The 18984-nt window shown below is 74.9% G+C and carries 21 protein-coding genes; 12 read left to right on the top strand and 9 right to left on the bottom strand.

The window, feature by feature from the left end; genetic code table 11:
- The first annotated feature begins 167 nt into the window (after positions 1-167).
- Positions 168-1037 (top strand): hypothetical protein, encoded by an 870-nt coding sequence (locus FXF52_RS05360; RefSeq protein ID WP_148794133.1) that lies wholly within the window; start codon positions 168-170, stop codon positions 1035-1037.
- A 50-nt stretch (positions 1038-1087) separates the two neighbouring features.
- Here the strand turns inward: FXF52_RS05360 and FXF52_RS05355 are convergent, their stop codons facing one another.
- Positions 1088-1450, bottom strand: coding sequence for a DUF6401 family natural product biosynthesis protein (locus FXF52_RS05355; RefSeq protein ID WP_148794132.1), 363 nt, complete (start codon positions 1448-1450; stop codon positions 1088-1090).
- A gap of 163 nt (positions 1451-1613) precedes the next feature.
- On the opposite strand from FXF52_RS05355, the gene FXF52_RS05350 reads away from it, so the two are divergent.
- The gene (locus FXF52_RS05350; RefSeq protein ID WP_148794131.1) at positions 1614-2063 is read left to right on the top strand and encodes a hypothetical protein; all 450 of its coding nucleotides are present in this window, start codon (positions 1614-1616) and stop codon (positions 2061-2063) included.
- On the opposite strand, the gene FXF52_RS05345 is transcribed toward FXF52_RS05350, so the two are convergent.
- The 5 genes from FXF52_RS05345 to FXF52_RS05325 all read right to left on the bottom strand — a co-directional run bounded on the left by FXF52_RS05345 (position 2060) and on the right by FXF52_RS05325 (position 4809).
- A complete protein-coding gene (locus FXF52_RS05345; RefSeq protein WP_148794130.1) occupies positions 2060-2272 on the bottom strand; it encodes a hypothetical protein in 213 nt (70 codons plus the stop codon). The genes FXF52_RS05350 and FXF52_RS05345 overlap by 4 nt on opposite strands.
- A gap of 166 nt (positions 2273-2438) precedes the next feature.
- Positions 2439-2699 (bottom strand): hypothetical protein, encoded by a 261-nt coding sequence (locus FXF52_RS05340; protein ID WP_148794129.1) that lies wholly within the window; start codon positions 2697-2699, stop codon positions 2439-2441.
- 113 nt (positions 2700-2812) lie between these two features.
- Entirely contained in the window at positions 2813-3274 is a 462-nt protein-coding gene (locus FXF52_RS05335; RefSeq protein WP_148794128.1) for an SRPBCC family protein, read from the bottom strand.
- A gap of 54 nt (positions 3275-3328) precedes the next feature.
- The gene (locus tag FXF52_RS05330) at positions 3329-3745 is read right to left on the bottom strand and encodes a DUF2795 domain-containing protein (protein WP_148794127.1); all 417 of its coding nucleotides are present in this window, start codon (positions 3743-3745) and stop codon (positions 3329-3331) included.
- An 86-nt stretch (positions 3746-3831) separates the two neighbouring features.
- Positions 3832-4809: a YihY/virulence factor BrkB family protein gene (locus FXF52_RS05325; RefSeq protein ID WP_148794126.1), complete on the bottom strand. Its 978-nt coding sequence runs from the start codon at positions 4807-4809 to the stop codon at positions 3832-3834.
- A 141-nt stretch (positions 4810-4950) separates the two neighbouring features.
- On the opposite strand from FXF52_RS05325, the gene FXF52_RS05320 reads away from it, so the two are divergent.
- A complete protein-coding gene (locus FXF52_RS05320) occupies positions 4951-5370 on the top strand; it encodes a ChaB family protein (protein WP_148794125.1) in 420 nt (139 codons plus the stop codon).
- 50 nt (positions 5371-5420) lie between these two features.
- Here the strand turns inward: FXF52_RS05320 and FXF52_RS05315 are convergent, their stop codons facing one another.
- Positions 5421-6854: an aldehyde dehydrogenase gene (locus FXF52_RS05315; protein ID WP_148794124.1), complete on the bottom strand. Its 1434-nt coding sequence runs from the start codon at positions 6852-6854 to the stop codon at positions 5421-5423.
- Positions 6855-6926: 72 nt separating this feature from the next.
- Here FXF52_RS05315 and FXF52_RS05310 point away from each other — a divergent pair, with 72 nt between their 5' ends.
- Positions 6927-8531 carry an NAD(P)/FAD-dependent oxidoreductase gene (locus tag FXF52_RS05310; protein WP_148794123.1) on the top strand — a complete coding sequence of 535 codons (1605 nt, stop codon included), beginning with the start codon at positions 6927-6929 and terminating at the stop codon, positions 8529-8531.
- Positions 8532-8669: 138 nt separating this feature from the next.
- On the opposite strand, the gene FXF52_RS05305 is transcribed toward FXF52_RS05310, so the two are convergent.
- The gene (locus FXF52_RS05305; protein ID WP_148794122.1) at positions 8670-9437 is read right to left on the bottom strand and encodes a polyprenol monophosphomannose synthase; all 768 of its coding nucleotides are present in this window, start codon (positions 9435-9437) and stop codon (positions 8670-8672) included.
- Between the two features lie 159 nt (positions 9438-9596).
- The gene (locus FXF52_RS05300) at positions 9597-10037 is read right to left on the bottom strand and encodes an SRPBCC family protein (RefSeq protein WP_319993795.1); all 441 of its coding nucleotides are present in this window, start codon (positions 10035-10037) and stop codon (positions 9597-9599) included.
- Between the two features lie 187 nt (positions 10038-10224).
- Between FXF52_RS05300 and FXF52_RS05295 the strand changes: the two genes are divergently transcribed.
- The 8 genes from FXF52_RS05295 to FXF52_RS05260 are packed head-to-tail and all read left to right on the top strand — an operon-like array spanning position 10225 to position 18970.
- Positions 10225-11910, top strand: coding sequence for an HAD-IIIA family hydrolase (locus FXF52_RS05295; protein ID WP_148794120.1), 1686 nt, complete (start codon positions 10225-10227; stop codon positions 11908-11910).
- Entirely contained in the window at positions 11907-12881 is a 975-nt protein-coding gene (locus FXF52_RS05290) for a glycosyltransferase (protein ID WP_148794119.1), read from the top strand. The genes FXF52_RS05295 and FXF52_RS05290 overlap by 4 nt, the downstream gene beginning before the upstream one ends.
- On the top strand, positions 12866-14083 hold the full coding sequence (locus FXF52_RS05285; protein WP_148794118.1) for a glycosyltransferase: 1218 nt from the start codon (positions 12866-12868) through the stop codon (positions 14081-14083). Before FXF52_RS05290 ends, FXF52_RS05285 begins: the two co-directional genes overlap by 16 nt.
- A complete protein-coding gene (locus tag FXF52_RS05280) occupies positions 14083-14769 on the top strand; it encodes an SIS domain-containing protein (protein ID WP_148794117.1) in 687 nt (228 codons plus the stop codon). The genes FXF52_RS05285 and FXF52_RS05280 overlap by 1 nt, the downstream gene beginning before the upstream one ends.
- Positions 14770-14795: 26 nt before the next feature.
- Positions 14796-16334 carry a PfkB family carbohydrate kinase gene (locus tag FXF52_RS05275; RefSeq protein WP_370517880.1) on the top strand — a complete coding sequence of 513 codons (1539 nt, stop codon included), beginning with the start codon at positions 14796-14798 and terminating at the stop codon, positions 16332-16334.
- A complete protein-coding gene (locus FXF52_RS05270) occupies positions 16331-17032 on the top strand; it encodes an SDR family oxidoreductase (protein ID WP_148794115.1) in 702 nt (233 codons plus the stop codon). The genes FXF52_RS05275 and FXF52_RS05270 overlap by 4 nt, the downstream gene beginning before the upstream one ends.
- Positions 17029-18000, top strand: coding sequence for a glycosyltransferase family 9 protein (locus tag FXF52_RS05265; RefSeq protein ID WP_148794114.1), 972 nt, complete (start codon positions 17029-17031; stop codon positions 17998-18000). The genes FXF52_RS05270 and FXF52_RS05265 overlap by 4 nt, the downstream gene beginning before the upstream one ends.
- Positions 17984-18970: a DNA topoisomerase IB gene (locus FXF52_RS05260; protein WP_148794113.1), complete on the top strand. Its 987-nt coding sequence runs from the start codon at positions 17984-17986 to the stop codon at positions 18968-18970. The genes FXF52_RS05265 and FXF52_RS05260 overlap by 17 nt, the downstream gene beginning before the upstream one ends.
- Positions 18971-18984: the final 14 nt, after the last annotated feature.

Genomic DNA, 18984 nt, shown 5'->3' with positions numbered 1-18984 from the left:
TTCCGATCACGCGCGGTGGCGAGCCGGCGAACTGCCCGTGGCCGGGTATCAGCGCAGGTCGGGGCCCACCAGGGGGCCATGTCCGAAATTCCGGGCAGGTCGCGCGGCGTGTCGGCGGACCGACCGGGTATGCGGGCGTTCGCAGTTCACGCGACAGGAGGGACATCATGCAGAAAACCCTCGCGGTCGACCAGGTCAACATCGGCGCTGCCCTGGGCGACCTGTGGCGGGCCGTGCTGCTCTTCGTGCCGAAGGCGGTCGCATTCATCGTGATCCTCGTGGTCGGCTGGCTGGTCGCCCGAGGCGTGTTGAAGCTCGTGGACACGGTGCTGGAACGACTCGGCTTCAACCGCGCGGTCGAGCGAGGCGGCATCAAACGCGCGCTCGAACGCACCAAGTACGACGCCAGCGACATCCTGGCCCGACTGGCGTACTACGCGATCCTGCTGTTCACCCTGCAGTTCGCGTTCGGGGTGTGGGGGCCAAACGCCATCAGTGACCTGCTCCGGAGCGTCATCTCCTGGCTGCCGCGGGCGTTCGTGGCGATCGTCATCGTGGTGGTCGCCGCCGCCATCGCCAACGCGGTCCGGGACCTGATCACCGGCGCGCTCGGCGGGCTCTCGTACGGCCGGGTGCTGGCCGACCTGGCGGCCGTCTTCATCCTCGCGCTCGGCATCATCGCGGCGCTGAACCAGGTGGGCATCGCCACCACGGTCACCATGCCGGTGCTGATCGCGTTCCTCGCCACGGTGGCCGGCATCCTGATCATCGGGGTCGGCGGTGGCCTGGTGAAGCCGATGCAGGCCCGCTGGGACCGGTGGCTCGACCGCATGGCGGAGGAGTCCCGGGCCATCCGGGAGCAGCGCGCCGCGCAGAGCGCGGGCCGCGCCGACTACGAGCGGCAGCTGGCCGACCGGGGTGCGCAGCCGGCCCGGGTGTCCGAGTCGTCGATGTCCGGGGCCCAGGGCGGGCAGGGCACGTACCAGTCCGGGAACGTGGGCGAGGAGACCCAGCAACTCCGCCGGCCGAACCCCTGAACCGGGACACGGAGGGAGGGGCGTCCACCGGGGCGCCCTTCCGCCCTGTCTCAGGCCAGGTGCCGGGGGTCCAGCGAACGGGCCAGGGCGCAGACCGCGAGCAGGCGGGTGAGCAGCCAGTCCGGCTGCGACCAGTCGACCGGTTCGACCGGCGGCTGCCAGCCGTGCTCCACGGCCGCGGCGCGGACCCCCTCGGCGTACCCGGCCAGGGCGGCCACGGTCAGCGCGCGGCGGTCGCCGTGCAGGCTGTCGCGTACGGCAGCGGCGTGCTGGTCGACCACGGCGAGCAGGCCGGGGTCGGCGGCGGCCGCGGCGAGTCCGGCGGTGCCGACGGCGGCGGTGAGCCTGGCGAGGGTGGACCGCGCGGATGCGGCTGCGGAACGGGCCGCCACCCGGTTGTTCGGCACGCGCATGGTGACCGAGGCTAACCGGGCGGCTGGCGCGGCGACCTCGGCCGACCGGCCGATGCCGGGGTCGTCCGGGCGCGGTGCGGCGTCGACCGCCGGGATTGAGTCGGCCGCCAGCGGGCAGAAGGGAACCGCGCGAAGGGCGCCACGAACCCCGCGGAGGAACGGAATGGGACAGCAGGCGGACGGACCGGACGAGGCGCACCGTCGGCCGGCGGGCGTGCGTGACACCACGGTCGAGGCGCTCGGCAAGCTCAGCGAGGCCCTGGAGTGCGTGGAGCGGGCCCGGGGGCACCTCTACTCACTGCACCAGCTGATCGGCCACGCCGACCTGATGCTGGACGACGCGGTGACGCTGTTCCGGTCCGCCGGGCACGACGGGATCGCCGACCGGATCGAGGTGGACCTGCTCGGCCGCAACGTGATCGCCGGACGCTGGACGTTCCAGATCGTCGAGGACTTCGACGACGGCTACTACGCGCTCTTCCGGGAGTTGGACCGCCGCGCCCGCGACGAGCTGGTCGGCGGCCGGCGGCACCTCTACGAGGCCGAGATGAAGGAGCGCCGGCGTACCCGGGGGCGGCCGGGACACGAGGCGCGGCCGGGCGCGGCGGGCTAGTCGGAGGAGCGGCCGTCCGCCGGCCGGCGCCGCATGGCGTCGTCGGCGATGATCACGGTCGCCACCATGAGCGCCACCACGAGGCTGAACAGCCAGGAGCTGTCGGCCACCAGCTTGGCGGCGACGGGTGCCTGGGCGGCGACGAGCAGGAAGCCCAGCCAGGCGAGGCGGCGCTGACGCGGGGTGAGGAAGCCGGTGCCCTGTTGCATCCGGAAAGTCTTACGCGGCAAGGGGGCATCGCCGTCCCCCATTCGGCCGGTTCTGGATGGGCTGTCCGTTTTCCCGGCCGCCCGTACCTCACTTTTTGTCGTTTCGGGTGAGCCATGCGTCACCTGGGGGCGGCCCCGGGGCGCCCGTGGGCGCCCGGAGGCCGGCTCACGTGTCGGGGCCGGTCCGGCCGATGGTCGACGGCCGGTACGCCCGATCCGCGTCGGTCATCTCCCGCCGCTCGGCCTCCGGGCCGGCACCCCGGTCCACCGCCTCGGGCCCGTGGCCGAACGCGGCCTCCTCGCCGGCGTCGTTGCCGGTGACGTCGTCGGCCTGCCCGTCGATGGTCGAGCGGGCGATCGCCCGGTCCAGTTCGTGCAGCGGGGTGCGTTCCTCGTCGCGCCACACGTGCTTGTCGTTGTCGGTCATTCCCCAGCGGTACCCGGACCCGGTGATCGCAAACGGCGGGGCCGCCGGACACGACGATGGCCGCCGGATCACCGGCGGCCATCGGAGCTGTCGTGTACCGGGGGGTCGTCACGTCAGGGGGTGGGTCGATCGACCGTGCCACGCCACGCACCGGTCTCCTGACCGCGCCGCTCGATGAACTGCTTGAACCGTTCCAGGTCGCCCTTGGCCCGGCGATCCACCACACCGAGCTTGTCGCCGGCCTGCTCGACCACGCCGTGCGGCTCGAACTCCATCTGCAACGTGACCCGCGTGTGCGCCTCGTCGAGGCGGTGGAAGGTCACCACGCCGGCCTGCTGGGTCCCCCCGGTGGAACGCCAGGCCACCCGCTCGTCCGGCAGCTGCTCGGTGATCTCGGCGTCGAACTCGCGCTTCACGCCGCCGATCTCCACCGTCCAGTGAGTCATCGTGTCGGAGAGCTGCCGGACCTCCTGCACGCCCTCCATGAAGTGCGGAAACTCCTCGAACTGGGTCCACTGGTCGTAGGCGGTGCGGATCGGAACGGAAACGTCCACGTGTTCCATCACGCCGCTCATCGTCGAATCCTCCTGTTCCGCCGGTGTCGTCTCACGGACCGTGGGCCGGTCCGTTCACCAGCGCGTCGTCTCGTTCTTGTGCCCGAGTGCGGCCCACACCTCGGAAACCGTCTGGTATGGGATGCCCGGAGGCAGGCCTTCCAGGGCGGCAATGATGTCGGCCGGCGCCTGGTTCTCCCGCGCATTGGCCACCAGCGCCTCGCGGTCACCGGGCAGGGCGGTCATGGTGATGAACTTGCCGAGGCGGCTGCGCCCCTCGACGTCGTCCATGCTCATCCCCTGCGGGTTGCCGCCGCGGCTCGCACCGGCCGTCAGCGTCTTGGGCTCCGGCTGGTCCTCGCCCGCGGGCTCCGGCTGGCGGGACTCCTCGACCCGGGAACCACCGGCCCCCGGCCCCTGGATCAGGCCGCTGACGTCCTGGCTCATGTTGTCGTCGACCCTGGGCGAGTGCTTGCTGTTGCCACGTTCCATGCCGACAGACATGCCCGAGGGGACCGCCGGTAAACCGGGGCCGGCGGGTGGAGGCGGTCACCGCACCCCGAACCGGGCGAAGCCGGTCACGACTCGGCCGGCGCCCGGGGCGGCAGCACCGGCTCGCCCGGCTCCGCCGCGCCGGCCTGGATCACCCGGCCCCGCTGCAGTTCCGCGTTGACCTGCACGCCGAGCATCAGCGCGCAGTTGGACAGGTAGAGCCAGACCAGGAAGGCGATGACCGCGCCGAGACTGCCGTACGTGACGTCGTACGAGCCGAAGTTGGCGACGTAGAGGCCGAAGCCGGCGGAGGCGAGCACCCAGGCCAGCAGGGCGAGGGCGCCGCCGGGGGTGAGCCAGCGGAACCGGGGCTGCCGGACGTTCGGGGCGATCCAGAACAGCAGCGACAGCAGGGTCATCGCCACCAGGGCGAGCACCGGCCACTTCGTCACCGTCCACACCGTGCGGGCCAGCCCGCCGGCGTGCAGCCGGTCGCCGACCGCGTCGGTGACCGGACCGCTGACGATCAGCCCGGTGGCGACCACCGCGAGCAGCACCAGCGACACCCCGGCCAGGCCGATCTGCAGCGGGCGCAGCCGGTAGAACGGCCGCCCCTCCTCGACGCCGTAGATCGCGTTGGACGCCCGGGTGAACGCGCCGATGAACCCGGACGCCGACCAGAGTGCGCCGAGCAGACCGAAGCTGAGCAGCACCTTCGCCGAGCTCTGCTGCTCGACCACGCCGCGGACCACGCCGACGAAGCCGTCGTTGCCGACCACGGACCCGGCGCCGATCTCCCGCGCCAGGCCGATCACCGTGTCGACCGTCCGCTCGCCGTCGGAGACCAGCCCGACCAGGGCGACCACCACGACCGTGGCCGGGAAGAGCGCCAGCACGCCGTAGTACGTCAACGCCGCGGCCCAGTCCGCGCAGTTGTCCCGCACGAAGTTCCGCCCGCTGCGGACCAGCACCCCGCGCCAGGTCGCCCAGCTCAGCTGGCGTACCCGGCGGGGCAGCCGGGCCCGCCGCCGGGCGGGGACCGCCGGCTCCGTCGTCGCCGCCATGACCGCCTCCTCCTAGCCGGGCGCGCCGGTTGCGCGTGGCCCGGCGGTACCCCGCCCCGGAAATCGACAAACCGGATTGCGGTTTGCGGCCGTGACGTGGGGGAACGGTCACAGGAACCGATCGAGACGGAGGGAGACGAGATGCCCGGGCGCGAGGTACTGCCCAGCACGCTGCGGCGCTCCCCGGCGAAGGCGCAGCGGACGTGGGAGAAGACGCACGACTCGGCCGTCGAGACGTACGGCGAGGGACAGCGGGCGCACCGCACGGCGTTCGCCGCGCTGAAGCACGAATTCGAGAAGGTGGGCGACCACTGGGAGCCGAAGGGACGCACGGGCCCGAGCGACCGGCAGGCCGCCGGCGGTGGCCCGGCACGGCGGGCGCCCACGGCCGCCGGGGTGGACGCCAACGCGCCCAAGGACCACCTCATGGAGGTCGCCAAGAAACTGGACGTGCCCGGCCGGTCCCGGATGACCAAGCCGGAACTGGTCAAGGCGATCCAGAAGGCCAACGCCCGCCAGACCACCAAGGCCCGCGAGACCGCCAAGTCCCGGAGCCGCTGACCACCGAAGAGAGCCCGGGACCGTTGGGGTCCCGGGCTCACTTCGTGTCATCACCAGTGGCCGCCGCCCGGCGCCTCGATGTGCACCGTCTTGACCGTGCTGAACTCGTCGAGCAGCTCCGGGCCGTACCCGAAGCCCTGGCCGCTGCCACGGCGCGGCTGCGCGGCACCGCCCGGTGCGCCCCCGAAGACCGCGTTCACCTTGACCGTGCCCACCGGCAGGTCCCGCCAGGCCCGGTGGGCGTGGCTCATCGAGCCGGTCAGCACCGTGGCGGCCAGGCCGTACGGCGAGTCGGCGGCGCAGCGCAGCCCCTCGCTGAACGAGTCGACCACGACCACCGGAGCGACCGGCCCGAACGTCTCCTCTCGCACCAGGGCCATCTCGTGCCGGCAGTCCGCCACCACGGTGGCCGGGTAGAACGCGCCCGGGCCGTCGGGCAGCTCCCCGCCGGTGCGGATCCGCGCCCCCTCGGCGACCGCAGCGGTGACCTGCCCGTGCACGTGGTCCCGGTGCCGCCGGTCCACCAGCGGCCCGAGCTGCGTGCCGGGCTCCCGGCCGGGGCCCACGGTCAGCGCCTCCGCCCGCTGCACCAGCGCGTCGACGAAGTCCTCGGCCACGTCGCGGTGCACGTAGATCCGTTCCACCGCGACGCAGATCTGCCCAGCGTTCGCGAAGCAGCCCAGCGCGGCCTGGTCGGCGGCCCAGACCGGGTCCACCCCGCTGTCGATCACCAGCGGGTCGCTGCCGCCGTTCTCCAGCAGCACCTTGGCGCCGGTGCGGGCGCCGGCGGCCGCGATCGCCCGACCGGTGGCGGTGGAGCCGACGTGGGCCACCACGTCCACCTCCTGGCCGGCCAGGGCCGCGCCCACCTCGGCCCCGCCGGTGAGCAGCGACAACACGCCGGCCGGCAGCGCCGAGTCGAGGGCCCGCGCCAGCAGCCAGCCGGTCACCGGGGTGCGCTCGCTCGGCTTGTAGAGCACCACGTTCCCGGTCACCAGCGCCGCGCCGAGCAGTCCGCAGGAGACCGCGACCGGATCGTTCCACGGGGTGATCGCGGCGACGACGCCGCGTGGTTCGGGGGTCATGAAGTCGAGGGCGCCGTGCCCGCCGTGCAGCGTCCGTCCGCCGCGCAGCGGGCCGAGCTCCGCATACTGGCGGAGGGTGCCGATGCCGGCCGCCACGCCGCCGCGGGCGTCGTCCAGCGGCTTGCCCATCTCGGCCGTGGTGGCCGCCGCCAACTCGTCCGCGGCGGCCTCGACCGCGTCCGCCGCCCGGTGCAGCGCCGCCGCCCGCTCCGCCGGGTCGGTCGCCGCCCAGTCCGCCGCCGCCCCGCGGGCCGCCTCGACCGCCTTCCCCACCTCGTCCGCCGTGGCCACCGGCACGGTGGCGACCGGGGAGTCGTCGGCCGGATCACGGACGACCAGTTCGCCTCCCTCGCCACCCGCGCCCCACACTCCACCTATGAGCTGTGCAACCGTGTACATGCGGCAGTGGATGCCCGGACCCTGCCGAGGCAAACGCGTTTTGCCCGGTAACCAGCCGGGTAGGCGGATCGGATGAGCACGCCCGGCGCGCCGAGCGCGGACGCTGTCGTCATCGGTGCCGGCCACAACGGTCTGGTGGCCGCCAACCTGCTCGCCGACGCGGGCTGGGACGTCCTGGTGCTGGAGGCGACCGAGGCGCCCGGCGGGGCGGTCCGCTCCGCCCAGGTCACCGCCCCCGGCTACCTCAGCGACCTCTACAGCTCGTTCTATCCGCTCGGCTACGCCTCCCCGGTGCTGCGCCGGCTCGGCCTGGACCGGTACGGGCTGACCTGGACGCACGCCCCGGACGTGCTGGCCCACCTGTTCCCGGACGGCCGGGCGGCGGTGGTCAACCGGGACCTGGACGTGACGGCGGCCTCGCTGGAGGCGTTCGCCCCCGGCGACGGGGACCGCTGGCGGCAGGCGTACGCGGCCTGGTGCGAGGTGGCGGAGCCGATGCTCGGCCTCGTCACCAGCCCCTTCCCGCCGGTCCGCGGCGGGCTGGCCCTGCTGCGCCGGCTCCGCGTGTCGGGCGCGCTGCGGCTGGCCCGCCGGCTCGTCGTGCCGGTCCGCAAGCTCGGCGACGAGATCTTCGCCGGCGAGGGCGGGCGGGCGCTGCTCGCCGGCTGCGCCCTGCACACCGACCTGTCACCGGAGGAGGCCGGCTCCGGGGTGTACGGGTGGCTGCTCGCCATGCTCGCCCAGCAGGTCGGCTGGCCGGTGCCGGTCGGCGGCGCCCAGAAGATCACCGACGCGCTGGTGGCCCGGCTGGTCGAGCGGGGCGGCCGGATCGACTACGGCGCCCGGGTCGACCGGGTGCTCACCGCCCGGGGGCGGGCCATGGGTGTCCGCACGGCCGGCGGCGCCGTGTGGCGGGCCCGGCGGGCGGTGCTCGCGGACGTGCCCGCCCCGGCGCTCTACCTGGACCTGGTGGGCCCTGCCGCGCTGCCGCCCCGCCTCGTCGAGGATCTGGCCCATTTCCGGTGGGACGGCTCCACGCTCAAGGTCGACTGGGCGCTGTCCGCGCCGGTGCCGTGGCGCAACCGGGCGATTGCCGGCGCCGGCACGGTGCACCTCGGCGCCGACCTGAACGGGCTCACCACGTACTCGGCGGCGCTGGCCCGGGGCGAGCTGCCCCGGGACCCGTTCCTGCTGGTCGGGCAGATGTCGGTGGCCGATCCGAGCCACTCCCCGCCGGGCACCGAGTCGCTCTGGTCCTACACCCACCTGCCGTTCCGGCGTGACTGGCGGACCGAGGAACTCGCCGCCCACATCACGCGGATGGAGGAGGTGCTGGAGGAGGCCGCCACGGGGTTCCGTTCGCTGATCGTCGGTCGGCACGTGGCCGGCCCGGGCGAGCTGGAGGCGGGCGACCCCAGCCTGGTCGGCGGCGCAATCGGCGGCGGCACCGCGGCCGCGTACCAGCAGCTCTTCCTGCGGCCGATCCCCGGCCTGGGGCGCGCGGACACCCCCGTGGACCGGCTCTTCCTGGCCAGCGCCTCGGCGCACCCCGGCGGCGGCGTGCACGGCGCGCCCGGCGCGAACGCGGCGCGGGCGGCCCTGGCCCGGGATCGTGCGCTCACCGGTGGCCTGTACGCGGGCGCGATCGGCGCCGCGCACCGGGCGGTCTACCGCTGACGCCCGGCCTGCCTCGGCGTGCGGTGGTGCGGTGGTGGCTGCAGAGCAAAGCGAGCGAGACGTGGGATAGCGGGCAGACTGACCTCACGCGGCGTCACGATGACGCAGCGTGAGGTCGGAGTTGGTGGAACGGCGGTGTCAGCTCGGCAGGTTGCGGTGGCGGGTCCGCAGCTTGAACGGCATCAGCGCGCTCTCGATCTTGGTGGCGGTGGTCATCTTCGACGCGCCGTCGCGCCGCTCCTCGAAGCGGATCGGCACCTCCAGGATGGTGTGCCCCAGCTTCGTGGCCAGGTAGTGCATCTCCACCTGGAAGCTGTAGCCGTTGGACTGCACCCGGTCCAGCCCGATGTCCCGCAACGCGTCGGCCCGCCAGATCTTGAAGCCGGCGGTCAGGTCGCGGATGCGCACCCGCAGCAGAGTGTGAACGTAGAGGTTGGCCCAGCCGCTGAGCGCGCGCCGGTAGAGCGGCCAGTTCTCGTCCAGCTCGCCGCCCGGCACGTACCGGGAGCCGATGACCACGCTGGCCTGGGTGGAGAGCAGCGCGCCGAGCATCCCGGGCAGCGCCTCCGGCGGGTGCGACAGGTCCGCGTCCATCTGCGCGACGAACTCGGCGTCGCCGGCGAGCGCCCGCCCGATCCCGTCCACGTACGCCCGGCCGAGCCCCTCCTTGCCCGGGCGGTGCACCACCAGCACCCGGTCCGGGTGCTCGATGGCCAGTTTGTCGGCCACCTCGCCGGTCCCGTCCGGGGAGTTGTCGTCCGCGACGAGCACCTTCAACCCGGGCAGCGGCAGGGCGAGGAGCCGCTCGACCAGCACCGGGAGGTTGCCCGCCTCGTTGTAGGTGGGAACGACGACGGTCAGGCGTGCGTCGCGCCACGGGGCGGGCAACTGCACGGGTTCGATCATCACGGACATCCTCGGTCGGCCGACATGGTTCACCTGAGAGGGTAGCCAGTCGCTCGCGCCGGGTCCGCACAGACGCCCGCTCGGCGGGCCGGAAGCGCCGTTCGGGGGTTGCCGACCAGCGGAACCGTGGTCCCGTCCGGGCGGTCACGGAGCGTGGCGTCAGCGCTTCGCCCGCTGCCTGGTGGCGATGTCGGAGAGGCGGTTCAACGTCTCCTTGTTCCGGGGGCGGAGCAGCAGGTCGTTGAGCCTGCTCGAGACCCAGCGCAGCGGCCCGGCGACGAAATCCTCGCCCATCCGGACCCGGGTCCGGCCGCCGCCGTCCAGCGGCTCCAGGGTGAAGTCGACGATCGCCTCGCCCGCCGGCCAGAGCCCCGCCCTGAGCACCAGCCGGTGCGTTGGTTCGCAGGCCACCACCTGCGAGGAGTCCTGCAGCGAGAAGGGCCACGGCCCGGCCCGGTGGTGCAGCCGGCTGCCGACCCGCGGCCAACCGTCGTCCACTCCCCGCACATGTGCCGTGCCGACCACCCAGTCGCTGTACGTCCACCCGTCGGCGAGCACGTCGAAGACCTGCTGCGGGGGTGCGTCGATCACTTTCTCCACAATCGCCACCCCAATCCCGTACCCCGCCTCCACCACGGCTAACGACGGCCCCGGGTTAGCTTCTCGGCAGCGGCGGGTATCGCCGGACCGAGCCGGCGGAGTGCGGGACGGCCGGCGTGCGGCACCGGCGGAGTCGGCTCCGCCGAAGTTGATGTTTACTCCTCGGGGGGTCGGGAACCCGCCGCCCGTGCGACGGGACCACGAGCGGGATCAGTGCAGGTCAGCCCGGGTTGACCCGGGTGCTGACCGGTTCCCGTCCGCCCTGTTCGACGCGGTGCTGCTGGACCGGGACGGCACGCTCATCGAGGACGTGCCCTACAACGGCGACCCGGAGAAGGTCCGCCCGGTGCCCGGTGCGCGGGAGGCGTTGGACCGGCTGCGCGCGGCTGGGCTGCGTCTGGCCGTGGTCACCAACCAGTCCGGCCTGGCCCGCGGCTGTTTCACCGCCGCGGACCTGCGCCGGGTCAACGCCCGGGTGGAGGAGTTGCTCGGGCCCTTCGACAGCTGGCAGATCTGCCCGCACGGCGAGCCGGACGGCTGCGCCTGCCGCAAGCCGGCCCCGGGCCTGGTGCACGCCGCCGCCCGGGCGCTCGGCACCACACCGACCCGGTGCGCGCTGGTCGGCGACATCGGCGCCGACATGACCGCCGCCGCGGCGGCCGGCGCCACCGGCATCCTGGTCCCCACCCCGGCCACCCGGGCGGCGGAGGTGGCCGCCGCGCCCACGGTCGCCCGCGACCTGCCGGAGGCGGCGACCGAGATCCTGCGTCGGGTGCGGCTGGTGGCCGCCCCCGGGTCTCCGCCCCGGCGGGGCACCGTCCTGGTGGCCCGCAGCGACGCGGCCGGGGACCTGCTGGTCACCGGGCCGGGCATCCGCGCCGTCGCCGCCGGAGCGGACCGCGTCGTGCTGCTCTGCGGGCCACGCGGCCGAGCCGCCGCCGAACTGCTGCCCGGCATCGACGAGATCATCGAATGGCCACTGCCCTGGATCGACAGCAACCCCCAACCCGTCGACCCCACCGATATGCGGCAACTGACCACCCGCCTCGCCGCCGTCGCCGCCGACGAGGCGATCATCTTCACCTCCTTCCACCAATCCCCACTACCCCTCGCCCTGCTCCTGCGCATGGCCGGCGTACCCCGCATCAGCGCCATCAGCGACGACTACCCCGGCTCCCTCCTCGACACCCGCCACCGAGTACCAACCGGCATCCCCGAACCCGAACGAGCCCTCTCCCTCGCCGCCGCCGCCGGATACGCCCTCGCCCCCGACGACGAACCCGGACTGCGGCTGCGGACCGACCGGCTGCCGCCCGTCCCGGCCGCGGCCGGCGAGCCGGGCTACGTCCTGCTGCACCCGGGCTCCTCCGTGGAGACCCGCGCCTGTCCGCCCGAACTGGCCGCCCGGATCGTCCGGGTGCTCAGCGCCGCCGGCTACCGGGTGGTGGTGACCGGTGGTCCGGACGAGCGGGAGCTGACCGCGCGGGTCGCTGCCGCCGGCGGTGTGGACCTGGGCGGGCGTACCGGCCTCGACGAACTGGCCGCCGTCATCGCCCGGGCCGGCGCGCTGGTGGTCGGCAACACCGGGCCGGCGCACCTGGCCGCCGCGCTCGGGGTGCCGGTGGTCAGCCTGTTCGCCCCCACCGTCCCCTTCGGGCAGTGGGGGCCATACCGGGTGCCGACCGTGCGGCTCGGCGACGCCGGCGCGCCGTGCCGGGACACCCGGGCCACCCGCTGCCCGGTCCCCGGGCATCCCTGCCTCTCCGCGGTGGAGCCGGGGCGCGTGCTGGAGGCGCTGCGGCTGCTCGGCGTGCCCGCCGACGCGCCGGAGCCGGTCGGCGCCCTGCCGATGGCTGGTGGGGTGGCGCGATGAACGTTCTGGTGTGGCACGTGCACGGGTCGTGGACCACGTCGTTCGTCCACGGCAAGCACCGCTACCTGGTGCCGGTCACCCAGGACCGCGGTCCGTACGGCCTTGGCCGGGCGCGCACCTACCAGTGGCCGGAGCACGCGGTCGAGGTGACCCCGCAGGAGCTGCGCCGGTCCGAGGTGGACGTGGTGCTGCTCCAGCGCCCCGAGGAGTTCGACCTGGCCTGTGAGTGGCTGGGCCGCCGGGTGGGTCGCGACGTGCCGGCGATCTACGTCGAGCACAACACCCCCAAGGGCGACGTGCCGAACACCCGCCACCCGATGGCCGACCGGGACGACCTCCTGCTCACCCACGTCACCCACTTCAACGAGCTGTTCTGGGACAACGGCGGCACCCGCACCGCGGTGGTCGAGCACGGTGTGGTCGCCCCGGCCGTCGAGTGGACCGGCGAGCTGGACCGCCTGGCCGTGGTCATCAACGAGCCGGTACGCCGCTGGCGGGTCACCGGCACCGACCTGCTGCCCCGCTTCGCCGAGATCGCCCCACTGGACGTCTACGGCATGGGCGTCGCCGGGCTGGCCGACCGGCTCGGGCTGCCGCCGGACCGGTTGACCAGCCACGACGACGTGCCGCAGCACGCCATGCACGCTGAGCTGGCCCGCCGGCGGGCATACCTGCACCTGTGCCGGTGGACATCCCTCGGGCTGAGCCTGATCGAGGCGATGACCATGGGCATGCCCGTGGTGGCCCTGGCCACCACCGAGGCCGTGGAGGCGGTGCCCCCGTCCGCCGGTGCCCTCTCCACCCGGGTCGACGTGCTGCTGGAGGTGGCCCGGAGCTTCCTGGACGACCCGGCGGCAGCCCGCCGGGCGGGTACCGAGGCCCGCAGCGCCGCGCGGCAGCGCTACGGCCTGGAGCGTTTCCTCGCCGACTGGGACCGGCTGCTGGAGGAGGAAGTATGCGCATCGCGATGATCTCGGAGCACGCCAGCCCGCTCGCCGTCCTCGGCGGGGAGGACGCCGGCGGCCAGAACACGCATGTCGCGGAGCTCTCCGCCGCGCTCGCGGCCGCCGGCCACGACGTCCGGGTCTACACCCGGCGCGACGCCGTGGACCTGCCCGTGATCGTCCGCGCACCGGACGGCTACGAGGTGGTGCACGTGCCCGCCGGCCCGGCCGAGCCGGTCGCCAAGGACGACCTGCTGCCGTACATGCCCGCATTCGGAGAGTGGCTGGCCGAGCGGTGGCGGGCCGGTGACTGGCAGCCCGAAGTGGTCCACGCGCACTTCTGGATGAGCGGCCTCGCCGCGCTCGCCGCCGGCCGGCGGACCGGGGTGCCGGTGGTGCAGACGTATCACGCGGTGGGCACCGTGAAGCGGCGCCACCAGGGCGCGCAGGACACCAGCCCGCCCGGCCGGATCGACCACGAGCGCAAGCTGGGCCGGTCGGTCGACCGGGTGGTCGCCCAGTGCCAGGACGAGGTCGCCGAGCTGGTCCGGATGGGCGTGCCCCGGTCCCGGATGACGGTCATCCCGTCCGGCGTGAACCTGAGCACCTTCGCCCCGCTCGGCCCGGTCGCCGAGCGGGACGGTGCCCGGCCGCGCATCCTCACCGTCGGGCGGCTGGTGGAACGCAAGGGCTTCCAGGACGTCATCCGGGCCACCGCGCTGGTCCCCGACGCCGAGTGCGTGGTGGTGGGCGGCCCGCCGGCCGGGCTGCTGGAGACCGACCCGTACGCGCTGCGGCTGCGGGCGCTCGCCGAGTCCTGCGGGGTCGCCGACCGGGTCAAGCTGATCGGCGCGGTGCCCCGGGAGGAGATGGGGCGCTGGTACCGCTCGGCGGACGTGCTGGTCGCCGCCCCCTGGTACGAGCCGTTCGGGCTCACCCCACTCGAAGCGATGGCGTGCGGCGTACCGGTGATCGGCACCGCGGTCGGCGGGCTGACCGACACGGTGGTGCCCGGGCGGACCGGCGACCTGGTGCCGGCCCGGGACCCGGACGCCCTCGGCGCGGCGATCCGCCGGCTCTTCGGTGACCGGATCCGCCGCTTCGCCTACGCCACGGCAGCCCTGGAACGCGCCCGCACCCGCTACTCCTGGTCCCGCACCGCCGAGCGTCTGGCGGAGGTGTACGGCCAGGTGGCCACCGTGCGTCGACCCACCCGGGTGGTCGCCTGATGACGGCGCCCAAACCCGCGGTGGGCGGAACCGTGCTGGAGGACCACCTGACCCACCTGGCCGCCGCGCTGCTGCCGTTCCGGCAGTCGGAGCAGCTGCTCGCCCGCTGGGGCGGGGAACTGGCGCACCGGCTGGCCGGCGGCGGGCGGCTGCTGGTGGCCGGCAACGGGGGCAGTGCCGCCGAGGCCCAGCACCTCACCGCCGAACTCGTCGGCAAGCTCCGCGACGACCGGGAACCCCTGTCCGCGATCGCCCTGCACGCCGAGACCTCCGCGCTGACCGCGATCGGCAACGACTACGGCTACCCCGAGATCTTCGCCCGCCAGGTCCGCGCCCACGGCCGCCCGGACGACATCCTCCTGCTCCTGTCCACCAGCGGCGCCAGCGCCAACCTGCTCGCCGCCGCCCAGGCTGGACGCGAGGTCGGGCTGCGTTGCTGGGCCTTCACCGGCCCCACACCCAACCCGCTCGCCGACCTGTGCCACGAGACCCTCGCCATCGACTCGCCGGAGGCCCAGGTGGTGCAGGAACTGCACCTGGTCGCCACCCACGTGCTCTGCGAGTACGTCGATCGGGCCCTGCCGGCGGCGCTGGCCACCCGCCCGGCGGCCGGGTCGGGCCCGGTGCGGGCCGGCGTCGAGGTGGTGCTCGGTGACGACACCGGTCGGGAGGTGCAGGCCCGATGAGGAGGTCCAACGTGACGGGACCCGTGGTGGTGATCGGTGACACCCTGCTGGACCGGGACGTCGAGGGCACGGTGAACCGGCTCTGCCCGGACTCGCCCGTGCCGGTGCTCGACGAGAGCACGTACGTCGACCGTCCGGGCGGCGCCGGCCTGGCCGCGGTCTTCGCCGCCGCCGAGGGCGCCGAGGTCGCGCTGGTCACCGCGGTCGCCGACGACGCCGGCGGGGCCCGGCTCGGCACGCTGCTCGCCGCCGCCGGCGTGCAGCTGTACGGGCTGCCGCTGGCCGGCGCCACCCCGGAGAAGATCCGGCTGCGGGCCCGGGGCCGGGTGCTGTTGCGGCACGACCGCGGCGGGCTGGCCGGCGAGCCCGGCGAGCCGAGCGAGGCGGTGCTGCGGCTGATCGCCGACGCCGCGGTGGTGCTGGTCAGCGACTACGGCCGAGGTGTCGCCCGGGATCCGGCGCTGCGGGCCGCGCTCGCCGCCACCCGCGCGCCCGTGGTGTGGGACCCGCACCCGCGCGGACCGGAGGCGGTGCCCGGGGTGCACCTGGCCACCCCGAACGAGGCCGAGGCCCGCGAGCTAGCCAAGGTACGGCCGGGCGGGTCCCGGCTGGTGACCGCGTCCCGGAGCGCCCAGTCCCTGCGCCAGCGCTGGCAGGCCGGGGCGATCGCGGTGACCATGGGCGGGGAGGGCGCCCTGCTCTGCCACGCCGGCTCGACCCCCCTGGTGGTCCCCGCGCCGGCCATCGCCGAGGGGGACACCTGCGGGGCGGGGGACCGGTTCGCGGCGACGGCCGCCCGCGCCCTGGCGGATGGCGCGCTGGTCTCCGAGGCGGTGCAGGCGGCGGTGGCCGAGGCGTCCGCGTACGTGTCCGGCGGGGGAGTGGCCACCGCGCTGCCCGCCCCGGTCCGCGACGCCCCGCCGGTGGTGGTCGCCGGCGGCGGGGACCGGATCGGCGTGGCCGCCGCCGCCGCGGTGGTCGCCGAGGTACGGGCCGCCGGCGGCACCGTGGTGGCCACCGGCGGCTGCTTTGACCTGCTGCACGCCGGGCACGTGGCGACCCTCCAGGCGGCCCGGCAGCTCGGCGACTGCCTCGTCGTCTGCCTCAACTCCGACGCCAGCGTGGCCGGCCTGAAGGGCCCAGAGCGCCCGGTCGTGCCGCAGGGCGACCGCGGCCGGCTGCTCGCCGCGCTGGGCTGCGTGGACGCGGTGCTGATCTTCGACGAGCCGACGCCGCACGCGGCCCTGTCCTGGCTGCGGCCGGACATCTGGGTCAAGGGCGGCGACTACGCCACCGGTGGCGGCGCGGAGACCCTGCCCGAGGCGGAGATCCTGGCCCGCTGGGGCGGGCACACGGTGGTCGTGCCGTACCTGGACGGGCGGTCCACCACCGACATGATCGCGGCGGCCCGCGCCGGGCGCCGCTCGGCCGTCCCACCCGGCGTCGCGGGCGCCCCGGGTGCACCCGGCGGCGGTCACCCGGCCGGCGGCGGAGGGGGCACGAATCATCGACGCAGTGCGGCGCTGCCGCATGGCGGCACGGAGCGGAGCGAGGGGGCGGCATGAGCAGCAGTCCACCCGGGGCCGGCCCCACCGTCCTGGTCACCGGCGGGGCGAGCGGGCTGGGCGCGGCGGTGGTCACCGCGGTGGCCCGCGCCGGGGGCCGTCCGCTCGTGCTGGACCGGCAGCGTCCCGCGGACGGCGTGCCGTGGGTCGAGTGCGACCTGGCCGACACCCGGGCCGCCGAGGCCGCCACCCGGGACCTGGCGGAGCGGTCCGGCGGGCTGGACGCCGTGGTCACCGCCGCCGGCACGGACGTGCCGGGCCGGCTGGCCGACCTCCCGGGCGAGACCTGGGAACGGATCGTGGCGGTCGACCTGCTCGCCACAGCCGCGGTGATCCGGGCCGCGCTGCCGTACCTGGAGGCCTCCCGGGGGACCATCGTCACGGTCGCCTCCACCCTCGGGGTCAAGGCGGTCAGCGACGCCACCGCGTACTGCGCGGCGAAGTTCGGGGTGGTCGGCTTCACCCGGGCGCTCGCCGCCGAACTGGCCGGCTCGGTCGGCGTCACCCTGCTCATCCCCGGCGGCATGCGCACCGCCTTCTTCGACGAACGCGACGCGCAGTACCGGCCCGGTCCCGACGCGGCGCTCAACGAACCCGCCGACACCGCAGCCGCGATCATGTTCGCCCTCTCCCAGCCGCCCGGCTGCGCCGTACGGGAGATGGTGGTCTGCGCCGAGCAGGAGTCGTCGTACCCGTGATCCTCGTGCTCCGCGCGCTCGGGGTCGGCGACCTGGCCACCGCCGTCCCGGCGCTGCGCGGCCTGCGGGCCGGCTTCCCCGACCGCGAGCTGGTGCTGGCCGCGCCGGCCTGGCTGGCGCCGCTGGCCGACCTGGTCGGCGGGGTCGACCGGGTGCTGCCCACCGACGGGCTGGCCGCCCCGCCCACCTGGCCGGGCCCGAAGCCCGCGGTGGCGGTCAACCTGCACGGGCGGGGTCCGCGATCGCACCGGATGCTCGCCGCCGCCCGGCCCGGCCGGCTGCTCGCCTTCGCCAACGGCGACGCCGGGCACGTCGACGGACCGCGGTGGGACGACGACGAGCACGAGGTACGCCGCTGGTGCCGGCTGCTGCACTGGTACGGCCTGCCGGCCGACCCGGGCGACCTGGCGCTGCGCCGCCCGCCGGCCGCCGGGCTGCCCTCCGGCGCCACCGTGCTGCACCCGGGCAGCAAGATCCCGGCGAAGCGCTGGCCGGCGGAGCGCTTCGCGGCGCTCGCCCGGACCCTCACCGACCGCGGTCACCGGGTGGTGCTCACCGGCTCGACCGGCGAGCGGGAGCTGTCCGCCCGGATCGCCCGGGACGCCGGGCTGCCGCCGGACGTGGTGCTCGCCGGCCGGACCGACCTGGCCGAGCTGGCCGCCCTGGTCGCCGACGCCCGGCTGGTGGTCAGCGGGGACACCGGGGTGGCCCACCTGGCCACCGGGTACGGCACCGCCTCGGTGGTGCTCTTCGGGCCGGTGCCGCCGGAGCACTGGGGGCCGCCGCCGGACCGGCCCCGACACCGGGTGCTGGACGTCACCCGCCGGGGGGCGTCCGACCGGCGTCGGAACGGCCCCGGCGGGGTAGGTACTCAGCCACTGTTGGCGGCCATCTCGGTGGACGAGGTGCTGGCCGCCGTGGACGAGGCGGAACGGGCGGTGCGGGTGTCCGGTGCGATTGCGGCGTAGTGATCCGGGCCGGCCGGGGTACGGACGTCGGCGGCGCGGCAAGGGCTGGCTCTTCGTCGACCCGGAGGGCGCGCCGGTCCGCGACCCCGACGAGCTGGCCCGGCTGCGCGACCTCGTCATCCCGCCGGCCTGGCAGGACGTGTGGATCTCGCCGTTTCCGAACGGGCACATCCAGGCCACCGGCATCGACGCGGCCGGGCGCAAGCAGTATCTCTATCACCCGCAGTGGCGGCAGAAGCGGGACGAGGCCAAGTTCGACCACGTGCTGGAGGTGGCCCACCGGCTGCCGATGCTGCGCGACCGGGTCGACCAGGACCTGGCGCTGCGTGGGCTCCGCCGGGAACGCGTCCTCGCCACCGTCGCCCGGCTGTTGGACATGGGCACGTTCCGGGTCGGCAGCGACCAGTACGCGACCGGCGACGACCCCACCTTCGGCGTCTCCACCCTGCGCCCCGAGCACGCCCGCTCCCGGGGCGGCTGCGTGGTCTTCGAGTTCCCGGCGAAGGGCGGCATCGAGCAGGTACGCCGGATCGAGGACGCCGAGCTGTGCCGGGTGCTGACCAGCCTGCGGCGTCGGCGGCGGAACGAGGAGCGGCTGTTCGGCTACTGGGACGGCCGGCTCTGGCGGGACGTGCGCAGCGACGAGGTCAACGACTATCTGCGGGACGCCAGCGGTGGGGAGATGACCGCCAAGGACTTCCGTACCTGGCACGCCACCGTGTTGGCGGCCACCGAGCTCGCGGCGGCCGACGGCGAGCGCTCGGCGACGGCCCGCAAGCGGGCGGTCGCGGCGGTGATGCGCTCGGTCGCCGAGCTGCTCGGCAACACGCCCACCGTGGCCCGCACGTCCTACGTGGACCCGCGCGTGGTGGATCTCTACCACGACGGGGTGGTGGCCCCGGTGGAGCCGGAGATGCCGCGCCACGTGGTGGAGCAGGCCGTGCTGGGGCTGCTGGAGGAGGGGGGCTGACCGGCCCCGCCGCG

The sequence above is a fragment of the Micromonospora sp. MP36 genome, from assembly GCF_008119785.1.
GTDB lineage: Bacteria > Actinomycetota > Actinomycetes > Mycobacteriales > Micromonosporaceae > Micromonospora.
The sequence above is the reverse complement of the archived record's forward strand: the minus strand, read 5'-3'. Positions and strand labels throughout refer to the sequence as shown.